At 66.3% G+C, this 20,501-nt stretch carries 21 protein-coding genes and 2 tRNA genes; 12 read left to right on the forward strand and 11 right to left on the reverse strand.

Features of this window, described 5'->3' with window-relative positions; genetic code table 11:
• Window positions 1-158: 158 nt before the first annotated feature.
• The 8 genes from AU197_RS02790 to rpmH form a co-directional block, all read right to left on the reverse strand.
• Window positions 159-1,142: a ParB/RepB/Spo0J family partition protein gene (locus AU197_RS02790; RefSeq protein ID WP_064401177.1), complete on the reverse strand. Its 984-nt coding sequence runs from the start codon at window positions 1,140-1,142 to the stop codon at window positions 159-161.
• A gap of 107 nt (window positions 1,143-1,249) precedes the next feature.
• Window positions 1,250-2,317, reverse strand: a complete 1,068-nt coding sequence (locus AU197_RS02795) for a ParA family protein (protein WP_082696484.1) — start codon at window positions 2,315-2,317, stop codon at window positions 1,250-1,252.
• Window positions 2,318-2,349: 32 nt separating this feature from the next.
• Window positions 2,350-3,039, reverse strand: a complete 690-nt coding sequence (gene rsmG / locus AU197_RS02800; RefSeq protein ID WP_064400944.1) for a 16S rRNA (guanine(527)-N(7))-methyltransferase RsmG — start codon at window positions 3,037-3,039, stop codon at window positions 2,350-2,352.
• Window positions 3,040-3,098: 59 nt separating this feature from the next.
• Window positions 3,099-3,644 (reverse strand): Jag family protein, encoded by a 546-nt coding sequence (locus AU197_RS02805; protein WP_064400946.1) that lies wholly within the window; start codon window positions 3,642-3,644, stop codon window positions 3,099-3,101.
• Between the two features lie 34 nt (window positions 3,645-3,678).
• Window positions 3,679-4,749: a membrane protein insertase YidC gene (gene yidC, locus AU197_RS02810; RefSeq protein ID WP_231744811.1), complete on the reverse strand. Its 1,071-nt coding sequence runs from the start codon at window positions 4,747-4,749 to the stop codon at window positions 3,679-3,681.
• A gap of 43 nt (window positions 4,750-4,792) precedes the next feature.
• A complete protein-coding gene (gene yidD / locus AU197_RS02815) occupies window positions 4,793-5,173 on the reverse strand; it encodes a membrane protein insertion efficiency factor YidD (protein ID WP_502687851.1) in 381 nt (126 codons plus the stop codon).
• Window positions 5,170-5,529 carry a ribonuclease P protein component gene (gene rnpA / locus AU197_RS02820; protein ID WP_064401180.1) on the reverse strand — a complete coding sequence of 120 codons (360 nt, stop codon included), beginning with the start codon at window positions 5,527-5,529 and terminating at the stop codon, window positions 5,170-5,172. Before rnpA ends, yidD begins: the two co-directional genes overlap by 4 nt.
• A 33-nt stretch (window positions 5,530-5,562) precedes the next feature.
• Window positions 5,563-5,706, reverse strand: a complete 144-nt coding sequence (rpmH, locus tag AU197_RS02825; protein ID WP_064346175.1) for a 50S ribosomal protein L34 — start codon at window positions 5,704-5,706, stop codon at window positions 5,563-5,565.
• A gap of 553 nt (window positions 5,707-6,259) precedes the next feature.
• On the opposite strand from rpmH, the gene dnaA reads away from it, so the two are divergent.
• From dnaA to AU197_RS02875, 11 genes are all read left to right on the forward strand, one after another.
• On the forward strand, window positions 6,260-7,744 hold the full coding sequence (dnaA, locus tag AU197_RS02830) for a chromosomal replication initiator protein DnaA (protein ID WP_064400950.1): 1,485 nt from the start codon (window positions 6,260-6,262) through the stop codon (window positions 7,742-7,744).
• Window positions 7,745-8,293: 549 nt separating this feature from the next.
• On the forward strand, window positions 8,294-9,493 hold the full coding sequence (gene dnaN, locus AU197_RS02835) for a DNA polymerase III subunit beta (protein WP_064400952.1): 1,200 nt from the start codon (window positions 8,294-8,296) through the stop codon (window positions 9,491-9,493).
• Between the two features lie 38 nt (window positions 9,494-9,531).
• On the forward strand, window positions 9,532-10,425 hold the full coding sequence (gnd, locus tag AU197_RS02840) for a phosphogluconate dehydrogenase (NAD(+)-dependent, decarboxylating) (RefSeq protein ID WP_064400954.1): 894 nt from the start codon (window positions 9,532-9,534) through the stop codon (window positions 10,423-10,425).
• An 11-nt stretch (window positions 10,426-10,436) separates the two neighbouring features.
• Window positions 10,437-11,597, forward strand: a complete 1,161-nt coding sequence (gene recF, locus AU197_RS02845; protein ID WP_064400956.1) for a DNA replication/repair protein RecF — start codon at window positions 10,437-10,439, stop codon at window positions 11,595-11,597.
• A complete protein-coding gene (locus tag AU197_RS02850; RefSeq protein WP_064400958.1) occupies window positions 11,594-12,148 on the forward strand; it encodes a DUF721 family protein in 555 nt (184 codons plus the stop codon). The genes recF and AU197_RS02850 overlap by 4 nt, the downstream gene beginning before the upstream one ends.
• Before the next feature lie 244 nt (window positions 12,149-12,392).
• A complete protein-coding gene (gyrB, locus tag AU197_RS02855) occupies window positions 12,393-14,429 on the forward strand; it encodes a DNA topoisomerase (ATP-hydrolyzing) subunit B (protein WP_064400960.1) in 2,037 nt (678 codons plus the stop codon).
• Between the two features lie 45 nt (window positions 14,430-14,474).
• The gene (gene gyrA / locus AU197_RS02860) at window positions 14,475-16,982 is read left to right on the forward strand and encodes a DNA gyrase subunit A (protein ID WP_064400961.1); all 2,508 of its coding nucleotides are present in this window, start codon (window positions 14,475-14,477) and stop codon (window positions 16,980-16,982) included.
• A gap of 30 nt (window positions 16,983-17,012) precedes the next feature.
• Window positions 17,013-17,912: a DUF3566 domain-containing protein gene (locus AU197_RS02865; protein ID WP_064400963.1), complete on the forward strand. Its 900-nt coding sequence runs from the start codon at window positions 17,013-17,015 to the stop codon at window positions 17,910-17,912.
• Between the two features lie 139 nt (window positions 17,913-18,051).
• Window positions 18,052-18,125 (forward strand) — tRNA-Ile (locus AU197_RS02870).
• A 16-nt stretch (window positions 18,126-18,141) separates the two neighbouring features.
• Window positions 18,142-18,270, forward strand: a complete 129-nt coding sequence (locus AU197_RS26745) for a hypothetical protein (RefSeq protein ID WP_286145545.1) — start codon at window positions 18,142-18,144, stop codon at window positions 18,268-18,270.
• Window positions 18,261-18,333: transfer RNA gene (locus AU197_RS02875), tRNA-Ala, on the forward strand. The genes AU197_RS26745 and AU197_RS02875 overlap by 10 nt, the downstream gene beginning before the upstream one ends.
• A gap of 35 nt (window positions 18,334-18,368) precedes the next feature.
• Here AU197_RS02875 and cwsA read toward each other — a convergent pair.
• On the reverse strand, window positions 18,369-18,809 hold the full coding sequence (cwsA, locus tag AU197_RS02880) for a cell wall synthesis protein CwsA (RefSeq protein WP_064400965.1): 441 nt from the start codon (window positions 18,807-18,809) through the stop codon (window positions 18,369-18,371).
• A 106-nt stretch (window positions 18,810-18,915) separates the two neighbouring features.
• Between cwsA and AU197_RS02885 the strand changes: the two genes are divergently transcribed.
• Window positions 18,916-19,443 carry a peptidylprolyl isomerase gene (locus AU197_RS02885; protein WP_064401181.1) on the forward strand — a complete coding sequence of 176 codons (528 nt, stop codon included), beginning with the start codon at window positions 18,916-18,918 and terminating at the stop codon, window positions 19,441-19,443.
• A 97-nt stretch (window positions 19,444-19,540) separates the two neighbouring features.
• On the opposite strand, the gene AU197_RS02890 is transcribed toward AU197_RS02885, so the two are convergent.
• On the reverse strand, window positions 19,541-19,966 hold the full coding sequence (locus AU197_RS02890; RefSeq protein WP_064400967.1) for a PH domain-containing protein: 426 nt from the start codon (window positions 19,964-19,966) through the stop codon (window positions 19,541-19,543).
• 154 nt (window positions 19,967-20,120) lie between these two features.
• Window positions 20,121-20,384: a cell division protein CrgA gene (crgA, locus tag AU197_RS02895; protein ID WP_064394683.1), complete on the reverse strand. Its 264-nt coding sequence runs from the start codon at window positions 20,382-20,384 to the stop codon at window positions 20,121-20,123.
• Window positions 20,385-20,501: the final 117 nt, after the last annotated feature.

The raw sequence follows: 20,501 nt of genomic DNA on the forward strand, positions 1-20,501 counted from the left end.
GGATAGAAGGGTGCGCACACCTCGACGCCCCGCTTTGCGGGCCTCTCACATCGAACAGCGAATCATGTTGTGTCACAGGTGGTTTCCTTCGAAGGGCGGTGGTCACGCCGATGCGACCCGGGTTGTGTCACAGTGACGTAATTACCCGGTGTGGTAGGTCACCGTTCGGATGCGCTCATCAGTTCGACGATGCGCTGTAAGTCGTCGACCGACCCGAACTCGACCACGATCTTGCCCTTGCGTTTGCCGAGGCTGACCGTCACCCGCGTATCGAAGGCGGTGGACAGCCGCTCGGCAACGTCCTGAAGACCCGGCATGTTGATCGGCTTGCGCTTGGGCGCCGCCGGAGCCGGCGCGCCCGCGCTGTTGGCCAGCGTGACCGCTTCCTCGGTCGCTCGCACCGACAACCCCTCAGCCACGATGCGCGCGGCGAGTTCCTCCTGCTTCTCCGGTCCGCCTTCGAGCGACAGCAGCGCACGCGCATGCCCGGCGGAGAGCACGCCGGCGGCCACTCGGCGCTGCACGGCGATCGGCAGACGCAGCAACCGGATCATGTTCGTGATCACCGGGCGTGAGCGCCCGATCCGCGTCGCCAGTTCATCGTGGGTGACTTCGAACTCGTCGAGCAGCTGCTGATAGGCGGCCGCCTCCTCGAGCGGGTTCAGCTGTACGCGGTGGATGTTCTCCAACAGCGCGTCGCGCAGCATGCTGTCGTCGGTGGTCTCGCGGACGATCGCCGGGATCGTGGTGAGGCCGGCCTGCTGAGCCGCGCGCCAGCGCCGCTCCCCCATCACGAGTTGGAAGCGGCCGCCTCCCGCTTCGGGCTGCGGAAGCGCGCGCACGACGATCGGCTGCATGAGGCCGAACTCGCGGATCGAGTGGACGAGCTCGGCGAGCGCTTCCTCGTCGAAGACCTGCCGCGGCTGGCGCGGATTCGGCTCGATCGACGAGGGATCGATCTCGCGGTACACCGCACCGACCTCGTTGATCGCGCCGCCGTTCGACGGCCCGCCGATCACGACATCGGCCGCCGCGTCACCCATCCGTGGACCGAGACCCTGATCGCCGTCGGCCGGCCCGGTCGGGATGAGCGACGCCAGGCCGCGGCCGAGTCCGCTGCGCTTGCGTGTGGGTTGGCTCATCATCTACTCCTCTTCGCGCAAGCGCTCATCGATCGTTCTGCCTTTCTACGCGAACGCTCATGGGTTGGGTCGGATCTCGCCGGGTTCGGTGCTTATCGCGCGAGCTTTCATCGGTTGGTTCGATTCTGGCCGCGTTCGGCGATCTCGCGGCTGGCATCCAGATAACTCATCGCGCCGCGTGAGCCCGGGTCGTAGCCGAGGATCGTCATCCCGTAACCGGGCGCCTCGGACACTTTGACACTGCGGGGGATGACGGTGCGGAGCACCTTGTCGCCGAAATGGGCGCGCACATCGGAAGCCACCTGGTCGGCGAGCTTGGTCCGCCCGTCGTACATCGTCAGGATCACCGTGGTCACGTCGAGTTGCGGATTGAGGTGCGCCTTGACCATCTCGATGGTTCGCATCAGCTGTCCGACGCCTTCCAGGGCGTAGTACTCGCACTGAATCGGGATCAGCACCTCGGGCGCGGCGACGAACGCGTTGATGGTCAGCAGGCCGAGCGACGGCGGACAGTCGATGAACACGTAGTCGAAGTTGAACTCGGTGAGCGAGCCCAACGCCGTGCGCAGGCGGCCTTCGCGGGCCACCATGCTGACCAACTCGATCTCGGCGCCGGCCAGGTCGATGGTCGCGGGCACGCAGTAGAGGCGCTCGTTGTGCGGGCTGCGCTGCAGCGCGTCGCGCAGCGGGATCTCCCCGATCAGCACCTCATACGACGACGGCGTGCCCGGCCGATGCTCGATGCCCAGGGCGGTGCTCGCGTTGCCCTGCGGGTCGAGGTCGATGACGAGCGTCTGCAGTCCCTGCAGAGCGAGCGCCGCGGCGATGTTGACGGCCGTGGTCGTCTTGCCGACCCCGCCCTTCTGGTTGGCGATCGTGAACACTCGCTGCCGATCGGGTCGCGGAAGGCTCCCCTTGGACGCGGCGTGGAGCAGCCGCACCGCGCGCTCCGCCTCAGCGCCGATGGGGGTGTCGATGCCGACGGGATCCTCCCATTGGTCCGGTGCCGTCTTCTCGGCCCATTTCTCGTTCGGCGCCTCGGTGGTACCGGGCACGGTTTCACGTGAAACATCGTGCGTCCCGGTTTCGCGTGGGCCCCGGGCCGCACCGCCGCCAGGTTGTGTAGCGGCGACTGGTGTTTCACGTGAAACATTCGCCCGCTGGCCTAGCGGCATGGCCGATCCCTGCACCCCGTTGCGTGGCGTCGTCACCCGCGTCTCCTGCCCGTTGGCCGGTGCGTCACCGCCCCCTCCCGCCGTGCCACGACGACGGTCGCGGGTGGATCCAAGTAGTTCGCGCCACACCTCATCACCCTTACATCGGCCGCGCCGAGCGACGCCATCACACGCCGGTGGTCGCGGATCTCCTCTTCGGCACGCTCCCCCTTCAGGGCGAGCATGTGGCCGTCGACGCGAAGGAGCGGCATGCTCCATCGAGTCAGCTTGTCCAGGGAGGCCACCGCCCTGGACACCACTACGTCCGTCTCCCCCAATTGCCTTCTCACCCCCGGCTCCTCGGCCCGCCCGCGCACGACCGTCACGTCGATACCGAGTTCGTCGACCACCTCGCGCAGGAACTCACTGCGGCGCAGGAGTGGTTCGATCAGCGTCACGTGCAGATCGGGTCGAGCCAACGCCAACGGTATCCCGGGAAGGCCGGCACCACTACCGATGTCGGCGACTCGGTGGTCCGACCCAAGGAGTTCGGCCAGTGCCACGCTGTTGAGGATATGGCGGTCCCAGATTCGGTCGACTTCCCGCGGGCCGAGCAGACCCCGTTCGACGCCCGCGCCCGCGAGCGTCGCGGCGTATCGCGCCGTGAGGTCGAGGCGCTCGCCAAACAAGGAGGCGGCTACGTCCGGCGGCGCCGACACCTCCCCATGTTTCACGTGAAACATCCTCCGGATCGTCGCGTCGGGCCGACGCCACCAATGAACTACATAGTTGTAACTCTGGATCAGTCGGCGAGAACCACCACGCGGCGCGACGGCTCGATGCCCTCGCTCTCGCTGTGGACGCCGTCCACGGCCGCCACCGCGTCGTGCACGATCTTGCGCTCGAACGGCGTCATCGGGGCGAGCTCTTCGCGCTCGCCCGTCTCGAGCACGCGCCGCGCCACCTTGTCACCGAGCGCGGCCAACTCGTCGCGGCGCCGACGACGCCAGCGCGCGATGTCGAGCATCAGGCGGCTCCGCTCCCCCGTCTTCTGGTGCACGGCCAGCCGCGTCAATTCCTGCAAGGCGTCGAGCACCTCGCCCTTGCGCCCCACGAGCTTGTTCAGGTCGGCGCCGCCGTCGATGCTCACGACGGCCCGGTCCCCCTCCACGTCGAGGTCGATGTCGCCGTCGAAGTCGAGTAGGTCCAACAACTCCTCGAGGTAGTCACCCGCGATCTCGCCCTCGGCGACCAGCTTCTCCTCCAGATCGTCCTCGGCCACCGGCGCGGCGGCACTGCTGCCCTCTTCGACGAGTTCGTCGCGCTCGGTCGTCTCGGCGTCAGTCATGTCGTTCTCTCCTCATCCCACCGGGCTCGTCCGGTCACCGTTTACGTTTCTTGGGCCGCGCACCGGGGCGCGGGGAGGCGCCGGGGCGCGGCGCGCGGTTCGTAGCTGCGCTTGCCGCCTTGCCCGGGTTGCCGCCCGAAGGCTTCTTGTCCGCCGCACCGTTGTCTGCCGCGGCCTCGCTGCTCTCGGTATCGGAGCTCGACGCCGGCTCCGCGGCCTCGGGCGCCTTGGTCGTCTGGCCCTTGCGGGTCCGGTTCGGCTTGACCCCCGGCGGCGGTGCGTTCTTCGCCTGCCGCTCCTGGGCCTCGAGCTTCTTGGCCTCTTCTTCCTTCTCGATCTTGCCGAACACATAGTGCTGCTGACCGAAGGTCCAGATGTTGTTCGCGAGCCAGTACATGATGATGGCCAGCGGCAGGAACGGCCCGCCCACGACGACACCGAGCGGAAAGACGTACAGCGCCAGCTTGTTCATCATCGCCGTCTGCGGGTTGGCGGCGGCTTCGGGGCTCTGGCGTGAGATCGAGGCGCGGCTGTTGAAGTAGGTCGCGATGCCGGCCAGGATCATGATCGGCACGCCGACTCCGATGACCGCCGCCCGGTTGAACTCGGTGAAGGCGTCCAGGCCGGTGGTCTGAATCATGGTCGCGCCCAACGGCGCTCCGAACAGGTGCGCGTCGAGGAAGTTCGCGACGTCGGTCGGGCTGAAGACGTAGTTGCCGGTGGCCCGGTTCTGCTCCACGGACAGCTGAATCTGACCGAACCCACCCTGCGTCCGGTTGAAGGACCGCAGCACGTGGAACAGCCCGAGGAACACCGGCACCTGAGCCAGCATCGGGAGGCAGCCCAGGATCGGGTTGAAGCCGTGTTCGCGTTGCAGCTTCTGCATCTCCAGCGCCATGCGCTGACGATCCTTGCCGTACTTCTTCTGCAGCGCTTTGATCTGTGGCTGCAGCTCCTGCATCTGACGCGTGGTCCGGATCTGCTTCACGAACGGCTTGTAGAGGATCGCGCGCAGGGTGAACACCAGGAACATCACCGAGAGCGCCCAGGCGAAGAAGTTCGACGGCCCCAGCAGGAAGGCGAACAGCTTGTACCAGACCCACATGATCGCCGACACCGGGTAGTAGATGATGTCGAGGCTGAACCAGTTAAACACGCGTCTCGCTTCCTGCTCGCAATGCTGGATGGCCGCCACTGTCCTCGACAGCGGTGTCCCGATCCTCTGAAGACTCGTCCGCGGGAGCGCCCGCCGCCTTTTCGTCGCCGTGTCCGCCGGCTGTGGGGCGGGTCGGGATCGGGTCCCATCCTCCCCTATGCCACGGTCCGCATTTCAACAGCCGTACGGTCGCGAGCCAGCCGCCGCGCACCAGCCCGTATTCGGTCAGCGCGTCCACCGCGTACTGACTACAGGTCGGGGTGAAGCGACACGTCGGTAGCCGCAGTGGCGAGATGGTGTGCCGGTACAGCTGGATCACGTAGATGACCGCGCGAGCCGTCCACGCGCCGGCCGACCGCACCGTCGCGTTCACCGGGTCGCCCCGGGTTTGGGTCGGGCCCGGCGAAGCGCCGTGCGCAGTTCTTGTTCGAGGCGCGCCGATATCGCATGCCGACTGCTGGGCAGCGCGCGGATCACCACGCGGTCGGCCGGGTCCAGCTCGTTGACGAGGCTTCGCGCGACGTGCCGCAGCCGACGGGCCACGCGATGACGTTGCACCGCGGTGCCGACGGCTTTGGAAACCACCAGTCCGATCCGGGGCCCGGGCTCGGAGGGCTCGCCGGACCGTAGGGCGTGCACGACGAGATCGGGCTGCACTGCGCGCACCCCTCGGCTGACCGTGTTCCCGAATTCCGTCGAACGCGTCATGCGGTACCGCGCCGGAAGCACCAGCGTCAACTCCCGCTCGAAGTCACGTGAGAGTCACGCGGTCAGCTTGCGCCGACCCTTGCTCCGACGGTTCGTCACGATTGCCCGACCTGCCCGGGTGCGCATCCGCAGCCGGAAGCCATGCACACGCGCCCGGCGCCGGTTGTTCGGCTGGAAGGTCCGCTTGCCCTTGGCCACGGCTGTCTCCTTGTTGCGTCTGGCACCCGCATCCCCCACCGACGACGTACGAATCGGTTTGGACGCAGTTGCCGTTGGTAAGCTCGTCCATCTTGCTAGCCGGCGCGGTCCCCGGTCGATGCCCGGGTCGCAGCCGTATCGCCTCGTACGGGCGACTGTTCGAGGGTACTGAGGAGATTTCGCTGGGTCAAACCTGGCCGAATGACAGTGTGGACAGCCACATTTGCAACACGCGTCACCGCCGACCAACAGCAGATAATATCCGTCCACGCAATGTTGCAGAACGGTTGGCACCCGCGAAGAAAACTGTTAGCTTCTGCCAATGCCGATTCGATAACGAAACGGCGACGGACAACGAAGCGAGGATGCCCAGCCAGTCGTGAGCCCACAGGATGCCTCACATCTGTGATGTGGCCCGACCCGCGGCCTCCCCGCCGGTAGAAAACAGAACGACGACGACTGTCCAGTCTCCACAGCCTGTGGATAACTTTGTGGACAGATCGTCATCGTTCCTTTTGGTCGCTCTGGGCCGGCCGCAAGGGGGTAGTCGTCGTTGACAGCTGACCCCGACCCCCCGTTCGTAGCCGTGTGGAACACGGTGGTCGCCGAGCTCAACGGCAACCCCGCCTCAGCGGGTGGCGATATGGCGGGCCCGGGCCTCACGCCTCAGCAACGAGCCTGGTTGAAGCTGGTCAAGCCCCTGGTGATCACCGAGGGGTTTGCCCTGCTGTCGGTGCCCACCCCGTTCGTGCAGAACGAGATCGAACGTCATTTGCGGGAGCCGATCATCACGGCGTTGAGCCGTCAGCTCGGTCAGCGCGTTGAGCTCGGTGTGCGTATCGCCGACCCCGGACCCGACGAGACCGACGGGCCGTTGGCCGGACTATCGGCCGTCGGCGACCCCGACGAAGTCGACGACGATCTCGAGGCGCGGGTCAGCGCCGAGGAAAGTTGGCCGACCTACTTCACCAGCCGCCCGCCCAACACGCTGACCGACGACACGACCGCGGTCAATCTGAACCGTCGCTACACCTTCGACACGTTCGTCATCGGCGCCTCGAACCGGTTTGCTCACGCGGCGACACTTGCGATCGCCGAGGCCCCGGCCCGGGCGTACAACCCGTTGTTCATCTGGGGTGAGTCCGGGCTGGGTAAGACGCACCTGCTGCACGCGGCGGGTAACTACGCCCAGCGGCTGTTTCCCGGCATGCGCGTCAAGTACGTCTCGACCGAGGAATTCACCAACGACTTCATCAACTCGCTGCGCGACGACCGCAAGGCGTCGTTCAAGCGCAGCTACCGCGACATCGACGTGTTGTTGGTCGACGACATCCAGTTCATCGAGGGCAAGGAAGGCATCCAGGAGGAGTTCTTCCACACCTTCAACACCTTGCACAACGCGAACAAACAGATCGTCATCTCCTCGGACCGCCCGCCCAAGCAGTTGGCCACCCTCGAGGACCGGCTGCGCACCCGGTTCGAGTGGGGACTGATCACCGACGTCCAGCCACCCGAGCTCGAGACACGCATCGCCATCCTGCGCAAGAAGGCCCAGATGGACCGTCTCGATGTGCCCGACGACGTCCTCGAGCTCATCGCCAGCAGCATCGAGCGCAACATCCGCGAGCTGGAGGGCGCACTCATCCGGGTCACCGCGTTCGCGTCGCTGAACAAGACGGCGATCGACAAGTCGCTTGCCGAGATCGTGCTGCGCGATCTGATCTCCGATGCCAGCACCATGCAGATCAGCACCGCGGCGATCATGGCCGCCACCGCCGAGTACTTCGAGACCACCGTCGAGGAATTACGGGGTCCCGGTAAGACCCGCGCGCTCGCGCAATCCCGCCAGATCGCCATGTATCTGTGTCGCGAGTTGACCGACTTGTCCCTGCCGAAGATCGGGCAGGCCTTCGGTCGTGACCACACCACCGTGATGTACGCGGAGAAGAAGATTCGCGGCGAGATGGCCGAGCGGCGTGAGGTCTTCGATCACGTGAAGGAACTCACGACGCGTATCCGCCAGCGCTCCAAGCGCTGACCCATCGGCGCCCACTCCCCTTCCCGTCGCGCTCGATCGCGCCCGAATGCGGCCCTCATGACGAAAATCCTTCAAAAATCTTCTGTACCGCCGGCACCACCAGTCACAGCGCGGCGTTGTGCACACCGGTGTGGAGAACTTGGGATCAAGCCGCGAACTACCAGCCGATTGCTACACAACCTCCAACACCTCCACAGCCTGTCCCGCCCGGGGCCGCGCTCATCCACAGGTCCCTCACAGCCGCCCACGCCCGTAAGCAGCACGGACATGTATTCATCCCCAGCGTCCACAGGCCCTAATACTGTTGCTTGTATATCTCTGAAGAATCTCCTTGAAAGAAGGCGGTTGGGGAAGCACGGAACCGTCGGCCGCCACACCGGCCGGAGGGCGTCGATGTCGCCCCGATCGATTAGCTTTCAAGTTGGGGCGGAAAGCTCTACGGTGATTCAGCACAGCCGTTACGGTCGTCGGGGACGCTCGTTGAGACGTGTGTGAGACGCCGGGAAACCGCTGCTTGAGGCTTGTCGTGATTGTGATCGAAGGGACCCTATGGACGTGGCGACGACAACGGTTGGTGTCACCGATCTGAAGTTCCGCCTGGTACGTGAAGACTTCGCCGAAGCCGTGGCATGGGTGGCCCGCAATCTGCCCACCCGGCCGACGGTCCCGGTGCTCGCCGGTGTCTTGCTGACCGGCTCCGAGGACGGGCTGACGATTTCGGGATTCGACTACGAGGTTTCCGCAGAGGTGCGGGTGCCCGCCGAGATCGCTTCACCCGGTAGCGTTTTGGTTTCCGGTCGGCTGTTGTCCGACATCACCCGGGCATTGCCCGCCAAGCCGATCGACGTCAGCGTCGACGGCACGCGGGTTTCGCTGACGTGTGGCAGTTCGCGGTTCTCGCTGCCGACGATGGCCGTTGAGGACTACCCGACACTGCCGGCGCTGCCCGACGAGACCGGCGTCGTATCGGTCGAGCTGTTCTCCGAAGCGATCGGACAGGTCGCCGTCGCGGCCGGCCGCGATGACACGCTGCCGATGTTGACCGGTATCCGCGTCGAAATCGCCGGGGAGAAGGTGGTTTTGGCGGCAACCGACCGGTTCCGCCTGGCGGTGCGGGAGCTGACATGGTCGACGACCGGCTCCGATCTGGAGGCGGCGGTGCTGGTGCCCGCCAAAACGCTCTCGGAAGCGGCCAAAGCCGGCTCCGACGGCGGTGATGTGCATCTGGCGTTGGGTGCCGGATCGGCGGTCGGCAAGGAGGGGTTGCTCGGTATCAGCAGTGGGGGCAAGCGCAGCACCACCCGTCTGCTCGACGCGGAATTCCCAAAATTCCGACAGCTGCTGCCGACCGAGCACACCGCCATGGCCACGATCGGTGTCGGTGAACTCACCGAGGCCATCAAGCGTGTGGCGCTGGTGGCCGATCGTGGCGCCCAGGTGCGGATGGAGTTCTCCGAGGACTCGCTGCACCTCTCGGCGGGCGCCGACGATGTGGGCCGCGCGGAGGAAGACCTGCCGGTCAGTTTCGCCGGGGACCCGCTGACCATCGCGTTCAACCCCACGTATCTGACCGACGGGCTGAGCTCGTTGCATTCCGAACGTGTCACCTTCGGTTTCACAACGCCCAGCAGGCCCGCGGTGCTGCGTCCGGCCAATGACGACGACGCAGATGTCGGTGCGGCAGGACCGTTCCCGGCGCAACAGACCGACTACGTTTATCTGCTGATGCCGGTGCGCCTACCCGGCTGAACCGGCTGACGCCAAAGAACGCCGGAGAAGGGGCGCTTATGCAACTCGGCCTGGTCGGCCTCGGCAAAATGGGCTTCAACATGCGCGAGCGCCTCCGGGAGGGAGGCCACGAGGTCGTCGGTTACGACCCGAGACCGGAAGTCACCGATGTGCCCACGCTCGCCGCCCTGGCCGAAGCCCTCGATACCCCGCGGGTGGTGTGGGTCATGGTGCCCTCGGGACCGATCACCCACGACACCATCACGGCTCTGGCCGATGAGCTCACTGCCGGCGATCTGGTCATCGACGGTGGTAATTCCCGTTACACCGAGGACGGCCCGCACGCAAAACTGTTGGGCGAGAAGGGAATCAACTTCATCGACGCCGGTGTTTCCGGCGGGGTGTGGGGGTTGAAGGAAGGTTACGGCCTGATGGTCGGCGGCAGCGACGCCGATGTCGAGCGCGCGATGCCGATCTTCGACACCTTGCGCCCGCCGGGGCCGCGGGAAGACGGTTTCGTGCACGCCGGGCCGGTCGGTGCGGGGCACTACGCGAAGATGGTGCACAACGGCATCGAGTATGGGCTGATGATGGCCTACGCCGAGGGTTACGAGCTGTTGGCCGCCGAAGAACTGATCACCGACACCCAGGCGGTCATCCAGGCGTGGAGCAACGGCACCGTTGTTCGGTCCTGGCTGCAGCAGTTGCTGGCCAAAGCGCTGAAGGAAGACCCCGAATTCGGTGAGATCAGCGGCTACACCGAGGATTCCGGCGAGGGCCGGTGGACGGTTGAGGAGGCCATCAGCCATCGGGTGCCGATGCCGGTGATCGCGGCCTCGCTGTTCGCGCGGTTCGCCTCGCGGCAGGAGGATTCGCCCGCGATGAAGGCGGTCTCGGCTCTGCGCAACCAGTTCGGTGGGCACGCGGTCAAGCGGGTCAGCGAGTCGGGGTAGGCGGTCGCGAGGTGTACGTCCGGCGCCTGGCGTTGACCGACTTTCGATCGTGGCCGCACGTCGAATTGGAGCTCGAGCCCGGCCGTACCGTGTTCGTCGGCCCGAACGGTTTTGGTAAGACGAACATCGTTGAGGCACTGTGGTATACGTCGACACTGGGCTCACACCGGGTCGCTTCGGACGCGCCTCTGATCCGGACCGGGGCCGAACGCGCGGTGGTGTCGACGATCGTCGTCAACGAAGGCCGGGAACTGGCGGTGGACCTGGAGATCACGGCCGGGCGTGCGAACAAGGCACGCATCAACCGCTCCCCCGTGCGCTCGGCCCGCGAGATCCTCGGCGTGCTGCGGGCCGTGTTGTTCGCCCCGGAGGATCTGGCTCTGGTGCGAGGGGATCCCGGTGAGCGACGTCGCTATCTCGACGAACTGGCCACCACTCGGCGCCCGCAGGTGGCCGCGATCCGCGCGGATTACGACAAGGTGCTGCGCCAGCGCACCGCGCTGTTGAAGACGGCGGCCGGTGCTCGATTCCGCGGTGACCGAAGTGTTTTCGACACACTCGACGTGTGGGACGGGCACCTCGCGGAGAAGGGCGCGAAACTCATCGCCGCACGGGTGGATCTGGTCAATCTACTGGCACCCGAGGTGGAGAAGGCCTACCAGCTGTTGGCGCCGTCGTCGCGGCCTGCGGCGATCCGCTATCGCAGCGGTGTGGAGGTGGTGGAAGCGGAAGCGGCGGCGGGTACCGCCGATGCGGAGATGTTCGAGGCCGCCCTGCTGGATGCGTTGGCGCGGCGGCGCGACGCCGAGCTGGAACGCGGAGTGTGCCTGGTGGGGCCCCACCGCGACGACCTGGAACTGCGGCTGGGCGATCAGGTCGCCAAAGGCTTTGCCAGCCATGGAGAATCATGGTCCATGGCGTTGTCTTTGCGACTGGCCGCCTACGAATTACTCCGCGCGGACGGGGGCGATCCGGTGTTGTTGCTCGATGACGTCTTCGCCGAGTTGGACAAGTCGCGCAGGCAGGCACTCGCCGCGGTCGCGGCCTCGGCCGAGCAGGTCTTGGTCACCGCGGCGGTGCCCGAGGACGTACCAGCCGACTGGGACGCGCGCAGGATTGGAGTGACGATGCGCGACGAGGATTCCGGCCGAATCTCGGTGGTGGAGCCATGACGTCGCCCGAGGACCAAGCGGGGCCGCCTGAACACCTGGCGCACCTGCGCGGTATGGATCTGGTCCGGCGCACGCTCGAGGAGGCGCGCGGTGCGGCGCGTAGCCAGGGTAAGGAGGTCGGTCGGGGCCGCGGGACGGCACCGCGAAGGATCGCGGGTAACACTCGGCGGCGGTGGTCGGGTCCCGGCCCGGATTCACGCGACCCCCAGCCGTTCGGACCCGCCGCCAGCGAGCTGGCCCGCAACCGCGGATGGTCGGGGCGAGTCGCCGAGGGTGCGGTGTTCGGCCGCTGGTCCGGCGTCGTGGGTGAGGGTATCGCCGCGCACGCGACCCCGACGTCCCTCAACGACGGTGTGCTGACGATCTCGGCGGAGTCCACGGCGTGGGCGACGCAGTTGAGGATGGTGCAGGCACAGGTGCTGGCCAAGATCGCGGACGCGGTGGGAGACGGCGTCGTCAAATCGCTGAAGATCGTCGGCCCGGTGGCGCCGTCGTGGCGCAAGGGCCGCTACCACATCGCGGGCAGAGGGCCGCGGGACACGTACGGGTAGCCGCCGGAACGGCAGCGGAAGAGGAGTTGCCTGAAAGGCACGAGAACGCCGCAATCCTAGTTCCCAAGCGTCTTCAGGCACCCGAGATCGAGAAATTCCACAGGCGGCCCAAATAGGTGTGCAGAAACGCCGCCTCAGAGTCGGTGCTGTCAAGCTCTGCCGGTAGGATGGAAGCAGATCCGCAGGCGGTGGTCCACCGCCGCGCCAGCCGTCCCCGGCAAGAGACCAAGGAGACCCGTCCAACGTGGCTGCCCAGAAGAAGAATGCTCCCAAGGAGTACGGCGCCGATGCAATCACCATTCTCGAGGGTCTCGAGGCCGTCCGCAAACGTCCGGGCATGTATATCGGGTCCACTGGCGAGCGCGGTCTGCATCACCTGATCTGGGAGGTCGTCGACAACGCGATCGACGAGGCGATGGCCGGCTACGCCACCCGGGTGGACGTGAAGATCCTCGGCGACGGCAGCGTCAGCGTGACCGACGACGGGCGCGGCATCCCGGTCGAGAAGCACAAGCAGGCGGGCATCCCGACCGTCGACGTGGTCATGACTCAATTGCACGCCGGCGGCAAGTTCGGCGGCGAGAACAGCGGCTATGCCGTCTCGGGCGGTCTGCACGGCGTCGGTGTCTCGGTGGTCAACGCGCTGTCCTCGCGGGTCGAGGTGACGATCCTGCGTGACGGTTACGAGTGGTTCCAGTACTACGACCGCTCGGTGCCCGGCGAACTCAAGCAGGGCGGCAAGACCAAGGAGACCGGCACCACGGTGCGGTTCTGGGCCGACCCGGACATCTTCGAGACCACCGAATACGACTTCGAGACCGTCGCCCGCCGTTTGCAGGAGCAGGCGTTTCTCAACAAGGGCCTGACCATCGAGCTGACCGACGAGCGGGTGACCGCCGAAGAGGTGGTCGATGAGGTGGTCAGCGACACCGCCGAGGCACCCAAGACCGCCGACGAGAAGGCCGCCGAGGACAAGGCTCCGCACAAGGTCAAGCACCGTGTCTTCCACTACCCCGGCGGTCTGGTGGACTTCGTCAAGCACATCAACCGCACCAAGACGGCGATTCAGCAGAGCATCATCGACTTCGACGGCAAGGGCCCCGGCCACGAGGTCGAGATCGCGATGCAGTGGAACGCCGGCTATTCGGAGTCGGTGCACACCTTCGCCAACACCATCAACACCCACGAGGGCGGCACCCACGAAGAGGGGTTCCGCGCGGCGTTGACGTCGGTGGTCAACAAGTACGCCAAGGACAAGAAGCTGCTCAAGGACAAGGATCCGAACCTCACCGGTGACGATATCCGCGAGGGGCTGGCCGCGGTGATCTCGGTGAAGGTCGCCGAACCGCAGTTCGAGGGCCAGACCAAGACGAAACTCGGCAACACCGAGGTCAAGTCGTTCGTGCAGAAGATCTGCAACGAGGAGCTGACACACTGGTTTGACGCCAACCCCGCCGAGGCCAAGACCGTTGTCAACAAGGCGGTTTCGTCGGCACAGGCGCGGATCGCCGCGCGTAAGGCGCGGGAGTTGGTGCGCCGCAAGAGCGCCACCGACATCGGTGGTCTGCCGGGCAAGCTGGCCGACTGCCGTTCCACCGACCCGCGTAAGTCCGAACTGTATGTGGTGGAGGGTGATTCGGCCGGCGGCTCGGCCAAGAGCGGACGCGACTCGATGTTTCAGGCGATCCTGCCGCTGCGCGGCAAGATCATCAACGTCGAGAAGGCCCGCATCGACCGGGTCCTGAAGAACACCGAGGTCCAGGCCATCATCACCGCGCTGGGCACCGGCATCCACGACGAGTTCGACATCTCCAAACTGCGCTATCACAAGATCGTGCTGATGGCCGACGCCGACGTCGACGGCCAGCACATCTCCACGCTGCTGCTGACCCTGTTGTTCCGGTTCATGAAGCCGCTCATCGAGAACGGCCATGTGTTCTTGGCCCAACCGCCGCTCTACAAGCTCAAGTGGCAGCGCAGCGAGCCCGAGTTCGCCTACTCCGACCGCGAGCGCGACGGGTTGCTCGAGGCCGGGCGCAAGGCGGGCAAGAAGATCAACACCGATGACGGCATCCAGCGCTACAAGGGTTTGGGCGAGATGGACGCCAAGGAGTTGTGGGAGACCACGATGGACCCGTCGGTGCGTGTGCTGCGCCAGGTCACCCTCGACGACGCCGCGGCCGCCGACGAGCTGTTCTCCATCCTGATGGGCGAAGACGTCGAAGCCCGCCGTAGCTTCATCACCCGAAACGCCAAAGACGTTCGCTTCCTCGATGTTTAGCGGCGGGGACACCGACGCATATTCAACCGATACTAAGGCTGATTGATGACTGATACGACGTTGCCGCCCGGCGACGAAGCAGGCGACCGCATCGAACCGGTCGACATCCAACAGGAGATGCAGCGCAGCTACATCGACTACGCGATGAGCGTGATCGTCGGGCGCGCACTGCCCGAGGTGCGCGACGGCCTCAAGCCCGTGCACCGGCGCGTGCTCTACGCGATGTTCGACTCCGGTTTCCGTCCGGACCGCAGCCATGCGAAATCCGCACGCTCCGTTGCCGAAACGATGGGTAACTACCACCCGCACGGTGACGCGTCGATCTACGACACCCTGGTCCGGATGGCCCAGCCGTGGTCACTGCGCTACCCGCTGGTCGACGGGCAGGGCAACTTCGGTTCACCGGGCAACGACCCGCCGGCCGCCATGAGGTACACCGAGGCGCGGCTCACTCCCCTGGCGATGGAGATGCTGCGTGAAATCGACGAGGAGACAGTCGATTTCATTCCGAACTATGACGGGCGGGTGCAGGAACCCACCGTCCTGCCGAGCCGGTTCCCCAACCTGTTGGCCAACGGTTCGGGCGGTATCGCCGTCGGTATGGCCACCAACATTCCGCCGCACAACCTGCGTGAGCTGGCCGACGCGGTGTACTGGTGCCTGGAGAACTTCGAGGCTGACGAGGAGGCCACGCTCGCCGCCGTCACCGAACGCGTCAAGGGCCCGGACTTCCCCACCTCCGGCCTGATCGTTGGGTCCCAGGGCATTTCGGACATGTACGCCACCGGCCGCGGCTCGGTGCGCATGCGCGGTGTGGTGGAGATCGAAGAGGACAGCCGCGGCCGCACCGGCATCGTCATCACCGAGTTGCCGTATCAGGTCAACCACGACAACTTCATCACCTCGGTCGCCGAGCAGGTCCGCGACGGCAAGCTGGCCGGCATCTCCAACATCGAAGACCAGTCCAGCGACCGGGTCGGCCTGCGCATCGTCATCGAGATCAAGCGCGATGCGGTGGCCAAGGTGGTGCTCAACAACCTCTACAAGCACACCCAGCTGCAGACCAGCTTCGGGGCCAACATGCTGGCCATCGTCGACGGTGTCCCGCGCACGCTGCGCCTCGACCAGCTGATCCGCCATTACGTCAACCACCAGCTCGACGTGATCGTGCGGCGCACCCGGTACCGGTTGCGCAAGGCCAACGAACGGGCCCACATCCTGCGCGGTCTGGTCAAGGCGCTCGACGCGCTCGACGAGGTGATCGCGTTGATCCGGGCCTCGGAGACCGTCGACGTGGCCCGCCAGGGCCTGATCGAGCTGCTCGACATCGACGACATCCAGGCCCAGGCGATCCTGGACATGCAGCTGCGCCGCCTGGCCGCCCTGGAACGCCAGCGCATCGTCGACGACCTGGCCAAGATCGAGGCCGAGATCGCCGACCTCGAGGACATCCTGGCCAAGCCCGAACGGCAGCGCGCGATCGTTCGCGATGAGCTCAAAGAGATCGTCGACAAGTACGGCGACGACCGGCGCACCAGGATCGTGGCCGCCGACGGGGAGGTCGCCGACGAGGACCTCATCGCTCGCGAGGACGTCGTCGTCACCATCACCGAGACCGGTTACGCCAAGCGCACCAAGACCGACCTGTACCGCAGCCAGAAGCGCGGCGGTAAGGGCGTGCAGGGCGCCGGGCTCAAGCAGGACGACATCGTCAACCACTTCTTCGTCTGCTCGACGCACGACTGGATCCTGTTCTTCACCACCCAGGGTCGGGTCTACCGCGCCAAGGCATACGAACTGCCCGAGGCGTCGCGCACCGCGCGGGGCCAGCACGTCGCGAATCTGCTGGCGTTCCAGCCGGAAGAGCGGATCGCGCAGGTCATCCAGCTCAAGACCTACGAGGATGCGCCGTACCTGGTGTTGGCCACCCGCAACGGGCTGGTGAAGAAGTCGCGGCTGGTGGACTTCGACTCCAACCGCTCCGGCGGCATCGTCGCGGTCAACCTGCGCGACGGCGACGAGCTGGTGGGCGCGGTCTTGTGTTCGGCCGACGACGACCTGCTGCTGGTGTCGGCCAAGGGCCAGTCCATCCGGTTCTCGGCAACCGACGAGGCGTTGCGGCCGATGGGGCGTGCGACCTCCGGTGTGCAGGGCATGCGGTTCAACACCGACGACGAGCTGCTGTCGCTCAACGTCGTGCGACCGGAGACGTATCTGCTGGTCGCCACATCCGGCGGCTACGCCAAGCGCACCGCGATCGACGAGTACCCGGTACAGGGACGCGGCGGTAAAGGGGTCCTGACGATCCAATTCGACAAGCGCCGTGGCAATCTTGTGGGAGCGTTGATCGTCGATGACGACACAGAGTTGTACGCCATCACCTCCGGTGGGGGCGTCATCCGGACGGCGGCTCGCCAGGTTCGCAAGGCCGGGCGGCAAACCAAGGGTGTTCGGTTGATGAACCTGGGTGAGGGCACGACACTGATAGCCATCGCACGCAACGCGGAGGAAGGCGACAGCACCGACGAGGTCAACACCGACCCCGGTGCCTGATCCGGGGACGGGACCAGTGAGGAGCCGTAGGTGAGTTCACCGAACGAGCCGGGACACCCCCGCGGGGGCGACGGTCCAGGCGGCGCCAACGGCTCCGCGACCAACCAGGACGCCGTCAACACGCGGTCCGAGGTCGCCGACCGCGCCGAGGTCCCACCGTGGCAGCGTGGCCCCGCGGCGCGGAGCGCGCACCCCGGCCAACGGCCCCCCGAGCCACCGGCACGAGCGCCGGGTGCCGGTCCCCGCGTCGAGGGGCCGGGCGACGACGGGCCTGCGCCCGAGCGGCCCGGCGATGACACCCGTGGACATCCGAACAACGGCCCCAATGTCGGCGCCCGGCCCAACCGGTACATCGTCGGCGCCGGGACACCCACCGAGGAGGTGCCGGCGCGAGGCGAGCGGCCCCAGCAGGCTCGGCCCGAGGCCTACGCGAGCGAGTTACCGGACCTGTCCGGGCCGATGCCGCGCCCCGCGCAGCAGCGCAAGCCCGCCGAGCGCCCGCATCCGGAACCGGGAAGCCGGCCGCCCTCCGGCGTCCGCGTCCAGGTTGGCACCCGGCACAAGGGCCCGGTGCGGGCCAGCATGCAGATCCGCCGGATCGACCCCTGGAGCACGCTCAAGGTGTCGGCGGTGCTGTCGGTCGCGCTGTTCTTCGTGTGGATGATCGCCGTCGCGTTCCTGTACCTCGTGCTCGGCGGCATGGGCGTGTGGAGCAAGCTCAACACCAACGTCGGCGACCTGCTCACCAGCGCGGGCGGTGGTTCCGGCGGTGAGCTGGTGTCCAGCGGAACCATCTTCGGCGGCGCGACACTGATCGGGTTGGTCAACATCGTGCTGCTGACCGCGATGGCGACCATCGGCGCGTTCATCTACAACCTGACCACGGACTTGGTCGGCGGCGTGGAAGTCACGCTCGCCGACCGGGATTGATGGTCGGCCGGCCGACGGATTGATTGTCCGCCCGCCGTCGGAATGATTGTCGGCCCGCCGTCGGGACGCAGGCGCACCGCGGTTTGGGCGGGAGCCCACGCTTGCGGTAATCTCGTCGCTCGGCCATCGGAGGCTGTACGGGGCTATAGCTCAGGCGGTTAGAGCGCTTCGCTGATAACGAAGAGGTCGGAGGTTCGAGTCCTCCTAGCCCCACGGAAAGGTTCACACCATGAGGCGGCTGCTGCTGATCGCCCTGGCGATCGCCGCGGCGGCCACCGTCGCGGTCTGGCGTTCGCGCCACGGCATCGAGGTGTGGCACGCGGCGCCCGATGCGCCGCCTCCAGATCAGGGGCCTTAGCTCAGTTGGTAGAGCGCTACCTTTGCAAGGTAGATGTCAGGAGTTCGATTCTCCTAGGCTCCACTTCGATTTCGATTCCCGGTCGGCCCGCAGAGCGTTCAGGGTTTCGGCGTCACTTCCACACTGGGCGGCAGCGGCGAGGGCTCCGGCTGCGTGGACCGGCGCACGATCGAGAACGCCACCGCTCCCCCGGCCACCGCGACGACACCGGCCGCCACCAGCATGAGCCGGCGCCTGCGTTGTCTGGCCCTCGCGTCGCGGACCGGAGCCGCCCCCTGCAACACCTGGGACACGACCTCCTGCGCCGCGGCGAGTTCCTGCGCGATCGCCTGTTGCGCGCTGGCCAGATCCTCGCTCAGCTGAGCTTTGATGCGGCCCCGGCGATACCGGTCCCCCACCCACGCCGCCGAGGACTGCGCGCCGTTGACCCCGAGACCGAGGGCTCCGCGCGTGACGTCGACCGGCCCGACGGCGGTGTACTTGAGGCCGCGGCTCAACCGCTGGCCGGGGCTCAACCGGATCTCGGTCCTCGTGCTCATGGGCGTGCCTTTCTCGGGGCCGGGGTGGGACCACAACAGCCTGCCATTCACCCGAACCCAACGGTGCCAGAAGGGCGCTGAACGCGGCGTGGCACACTGGCATCCCGTGACGAGCCCCATTCAGACAGCGACCGCGACACTGCACACCAACCGCGGCGATATCAAGATCGCACTCTTCGGCAACCACGCGCCCAAGACCGTGGCCAACTTCGTCGGCCTGGCGCAGGGAACCAAGGACTACAGCGGTGAGAACGCATCGGGCGGGACGTCCGGACCCTTCTACGACGGCGTTGTCTTCCACCGCGTCATCGACGGCTTCATGATCCAGGGCGGCGACCCGACCGGGACGGGCCGCGGCGGACCGGGCTACAAGTTCGAGGACGAATTCCACCCCGAATTGCAGTTCGACCGGCCCTACCTGCTGGCGATGGCCAACGCCGGCCCGGGCACCAACGGCTCGCAGTTCTTCATCACGGTCACCAAGACCCCGCACCTGAATCGCAAGCACACGATCTTCGGTGAGGTCGTCGACCCGGAGTCGCAGAAGGTCGTCGACGCCATCGCGACCACCGCGACCGACCGCAGCGACCGGCCGACCGACCCGGTGGTCGTCGACTCGATCACGATCGCCTGACGGGCGATCGCCGAAGGGTTGCCGAGACGACGGTTTCTGACGAAATTCGCGCCGCACGCATCAGGAACCGCAGTCTCGACACCCGGTACGTAAGCGCTCAGGAGGAACCCTGGCCGGTATAGCCGGCCTGGGTCAGCGCGTCGAGGACGTGCAGCGGGTCGGTGCCCAGATCCCAACGGGTGAAAACGATCAGGTCCCCGCTGTTGGTGTCGATCTCAAGTAGCCGAACTTTGCGGGCCAACCGGCGGAACTCGGTGATCCGGATCAGTTTGATCTCGGCGCGTGGCAAAACCTTGGCGCCGAACCATCCGCGGCTGACGAGGGCGTCATTTTTGATTGCCAGCTTGGGCCGGGCGCGCCACGAGAAGATTGCGAACACGAGCAAACCCAGCCCGGCAACGCCACCGAGAAGGCGCCCCGGCGGGTCTGTGATCAGGCTCACAGCGACGGTAGCCAAGATAATTCCGCCTACGGCGCACGCGGCGATGCCACCGGCGGCAGGGCTCCATTGAGTTTGCTGCACGAGTCTTCCACACCCTCCAACCGGGACGTATGCGGTTATCCACAAGTGCTATCCCCAATGGGGATGAATCACATCCGTGTGATCCGATTACCGAACGGTTGCTGGCAGGGTAACGCGAGGCGACAGGGTTGAATTCAATTCAGTGTGGGGAATCTCAGCGCCACCGCATGGTGAGCAACAGTCCGGTGATCATGAAGGCAAAGGCGATCGCGTAGTTCCACGGGCCGAGTTCGGCGAGGAACGGGATGGCCGACGATGCGAGCTGGAAGACCAGCAGCCAGACCAAGCCGATCAGCATCAGGCTGACGAACAGCACGACGAACCAGGTGCTCGACGGCCCGGCCTTGACCTTGACGGGCGTACGGCTCACCGGGTTGGCGGCGAAGTCGTTCTTCTTGCGGACCTTCGACTTGGGCATGGGTACCTTCGGGACATCTGAATGCGACTATGTACACACGAGCCTAACGTAGGCCCGGCATCGGAGAGCCAGGGAAGCCAGTTGCAGCGGTCGCATCGTCGAAAGCCGACGCCGCCA

Source organism: Mycobacterium sp. IS-1590, assembly GCF_001500025.1.
GTDB lineage: Bacteria > Actinomycetota > Actinomycetes > Mycobacteriales > Mycobacteriaceae > Mycobacterium.

Coding starts and splice junctions, on each gene's coding strand:
- dnaN (WP_064400952.1), top strand. CDS start 8,294: ATGGACGTGGCGACGACAACGGTTGGTGTCACCGATCTGAAGTTCCGC.
- cwsA (WP_064400965.1), bottom strand. CDS start 18,809: ATGAGCACGAGGACCGAGATCCGGTTGAGCCCCGGCCAGCGGTTGAGC.
- gyrA (WP_064400961.1), top strand. CDS start 14,475: ATGACTGATACGACGTTGCCGCCCGGCGACGAAGCAGGCGACCGCATC.
- rsmG (WP_064400944.1), bottom strand. CDS start 3,039: ATGTTTCACGTGAAACATGGGGAGGTGTCGGCGCCGCCGGACGTAGCC.
- AU197_RS02790 (WP_064401177.1), bottom strand. CDS start 1,142: ATGAGCCAACCCACACGCAAGCGCAGCGGACTCGGCCGCGGCCTGGCG.
- AU197_RS26745 (WP_286145545.1), top strand. CDS start 18,142: ATGAGGCGGCTGCTGCTGATCGCCCTGGCGATCGCCGCGGCGGCCACC.
- AU197_RS02805 (WP_064400946.1), bottom strand. CDS start 3,644: ATGACTGACGCCGAGACGACCGAGCGCGACGAACTCGTCGAAGAGGGC.
- AU197_RS02795 (WP_082696484.1), bottom strand. CDS start 2,317: ATGCCGCTAGGCCAGCGGGCGAATGTTTCACGTGAAACACCAGTCGCC.
- yidC (WP_231744811.1), bottom strand. CDS start 4,749: ATGTGGGTCTGGTACAAGCTGTTCGCCTTCCTGCTGGGGCCGTCGAAC.
- AU197_RS02850 (WP_064400958.1), top strand. CDS start 11,594: ATGACGTCGCCCGAGGACCAAGCGGGGCCGCCTGAACACCTGGCGCAC.
- crgA (WP_064394683.1), bottom strand. CDS start 20,384: ATGCCCAAGTCGAAGGTCCGCAAGAAGAACGACTTCGCCGCCAACCCG.
- gnd (WP_064400954.1), top strand. CDS start 9,532: ATGCAACTCGGCCTGGTCGGCCTCGGCAAAATGGGCTTCAACATGCGC.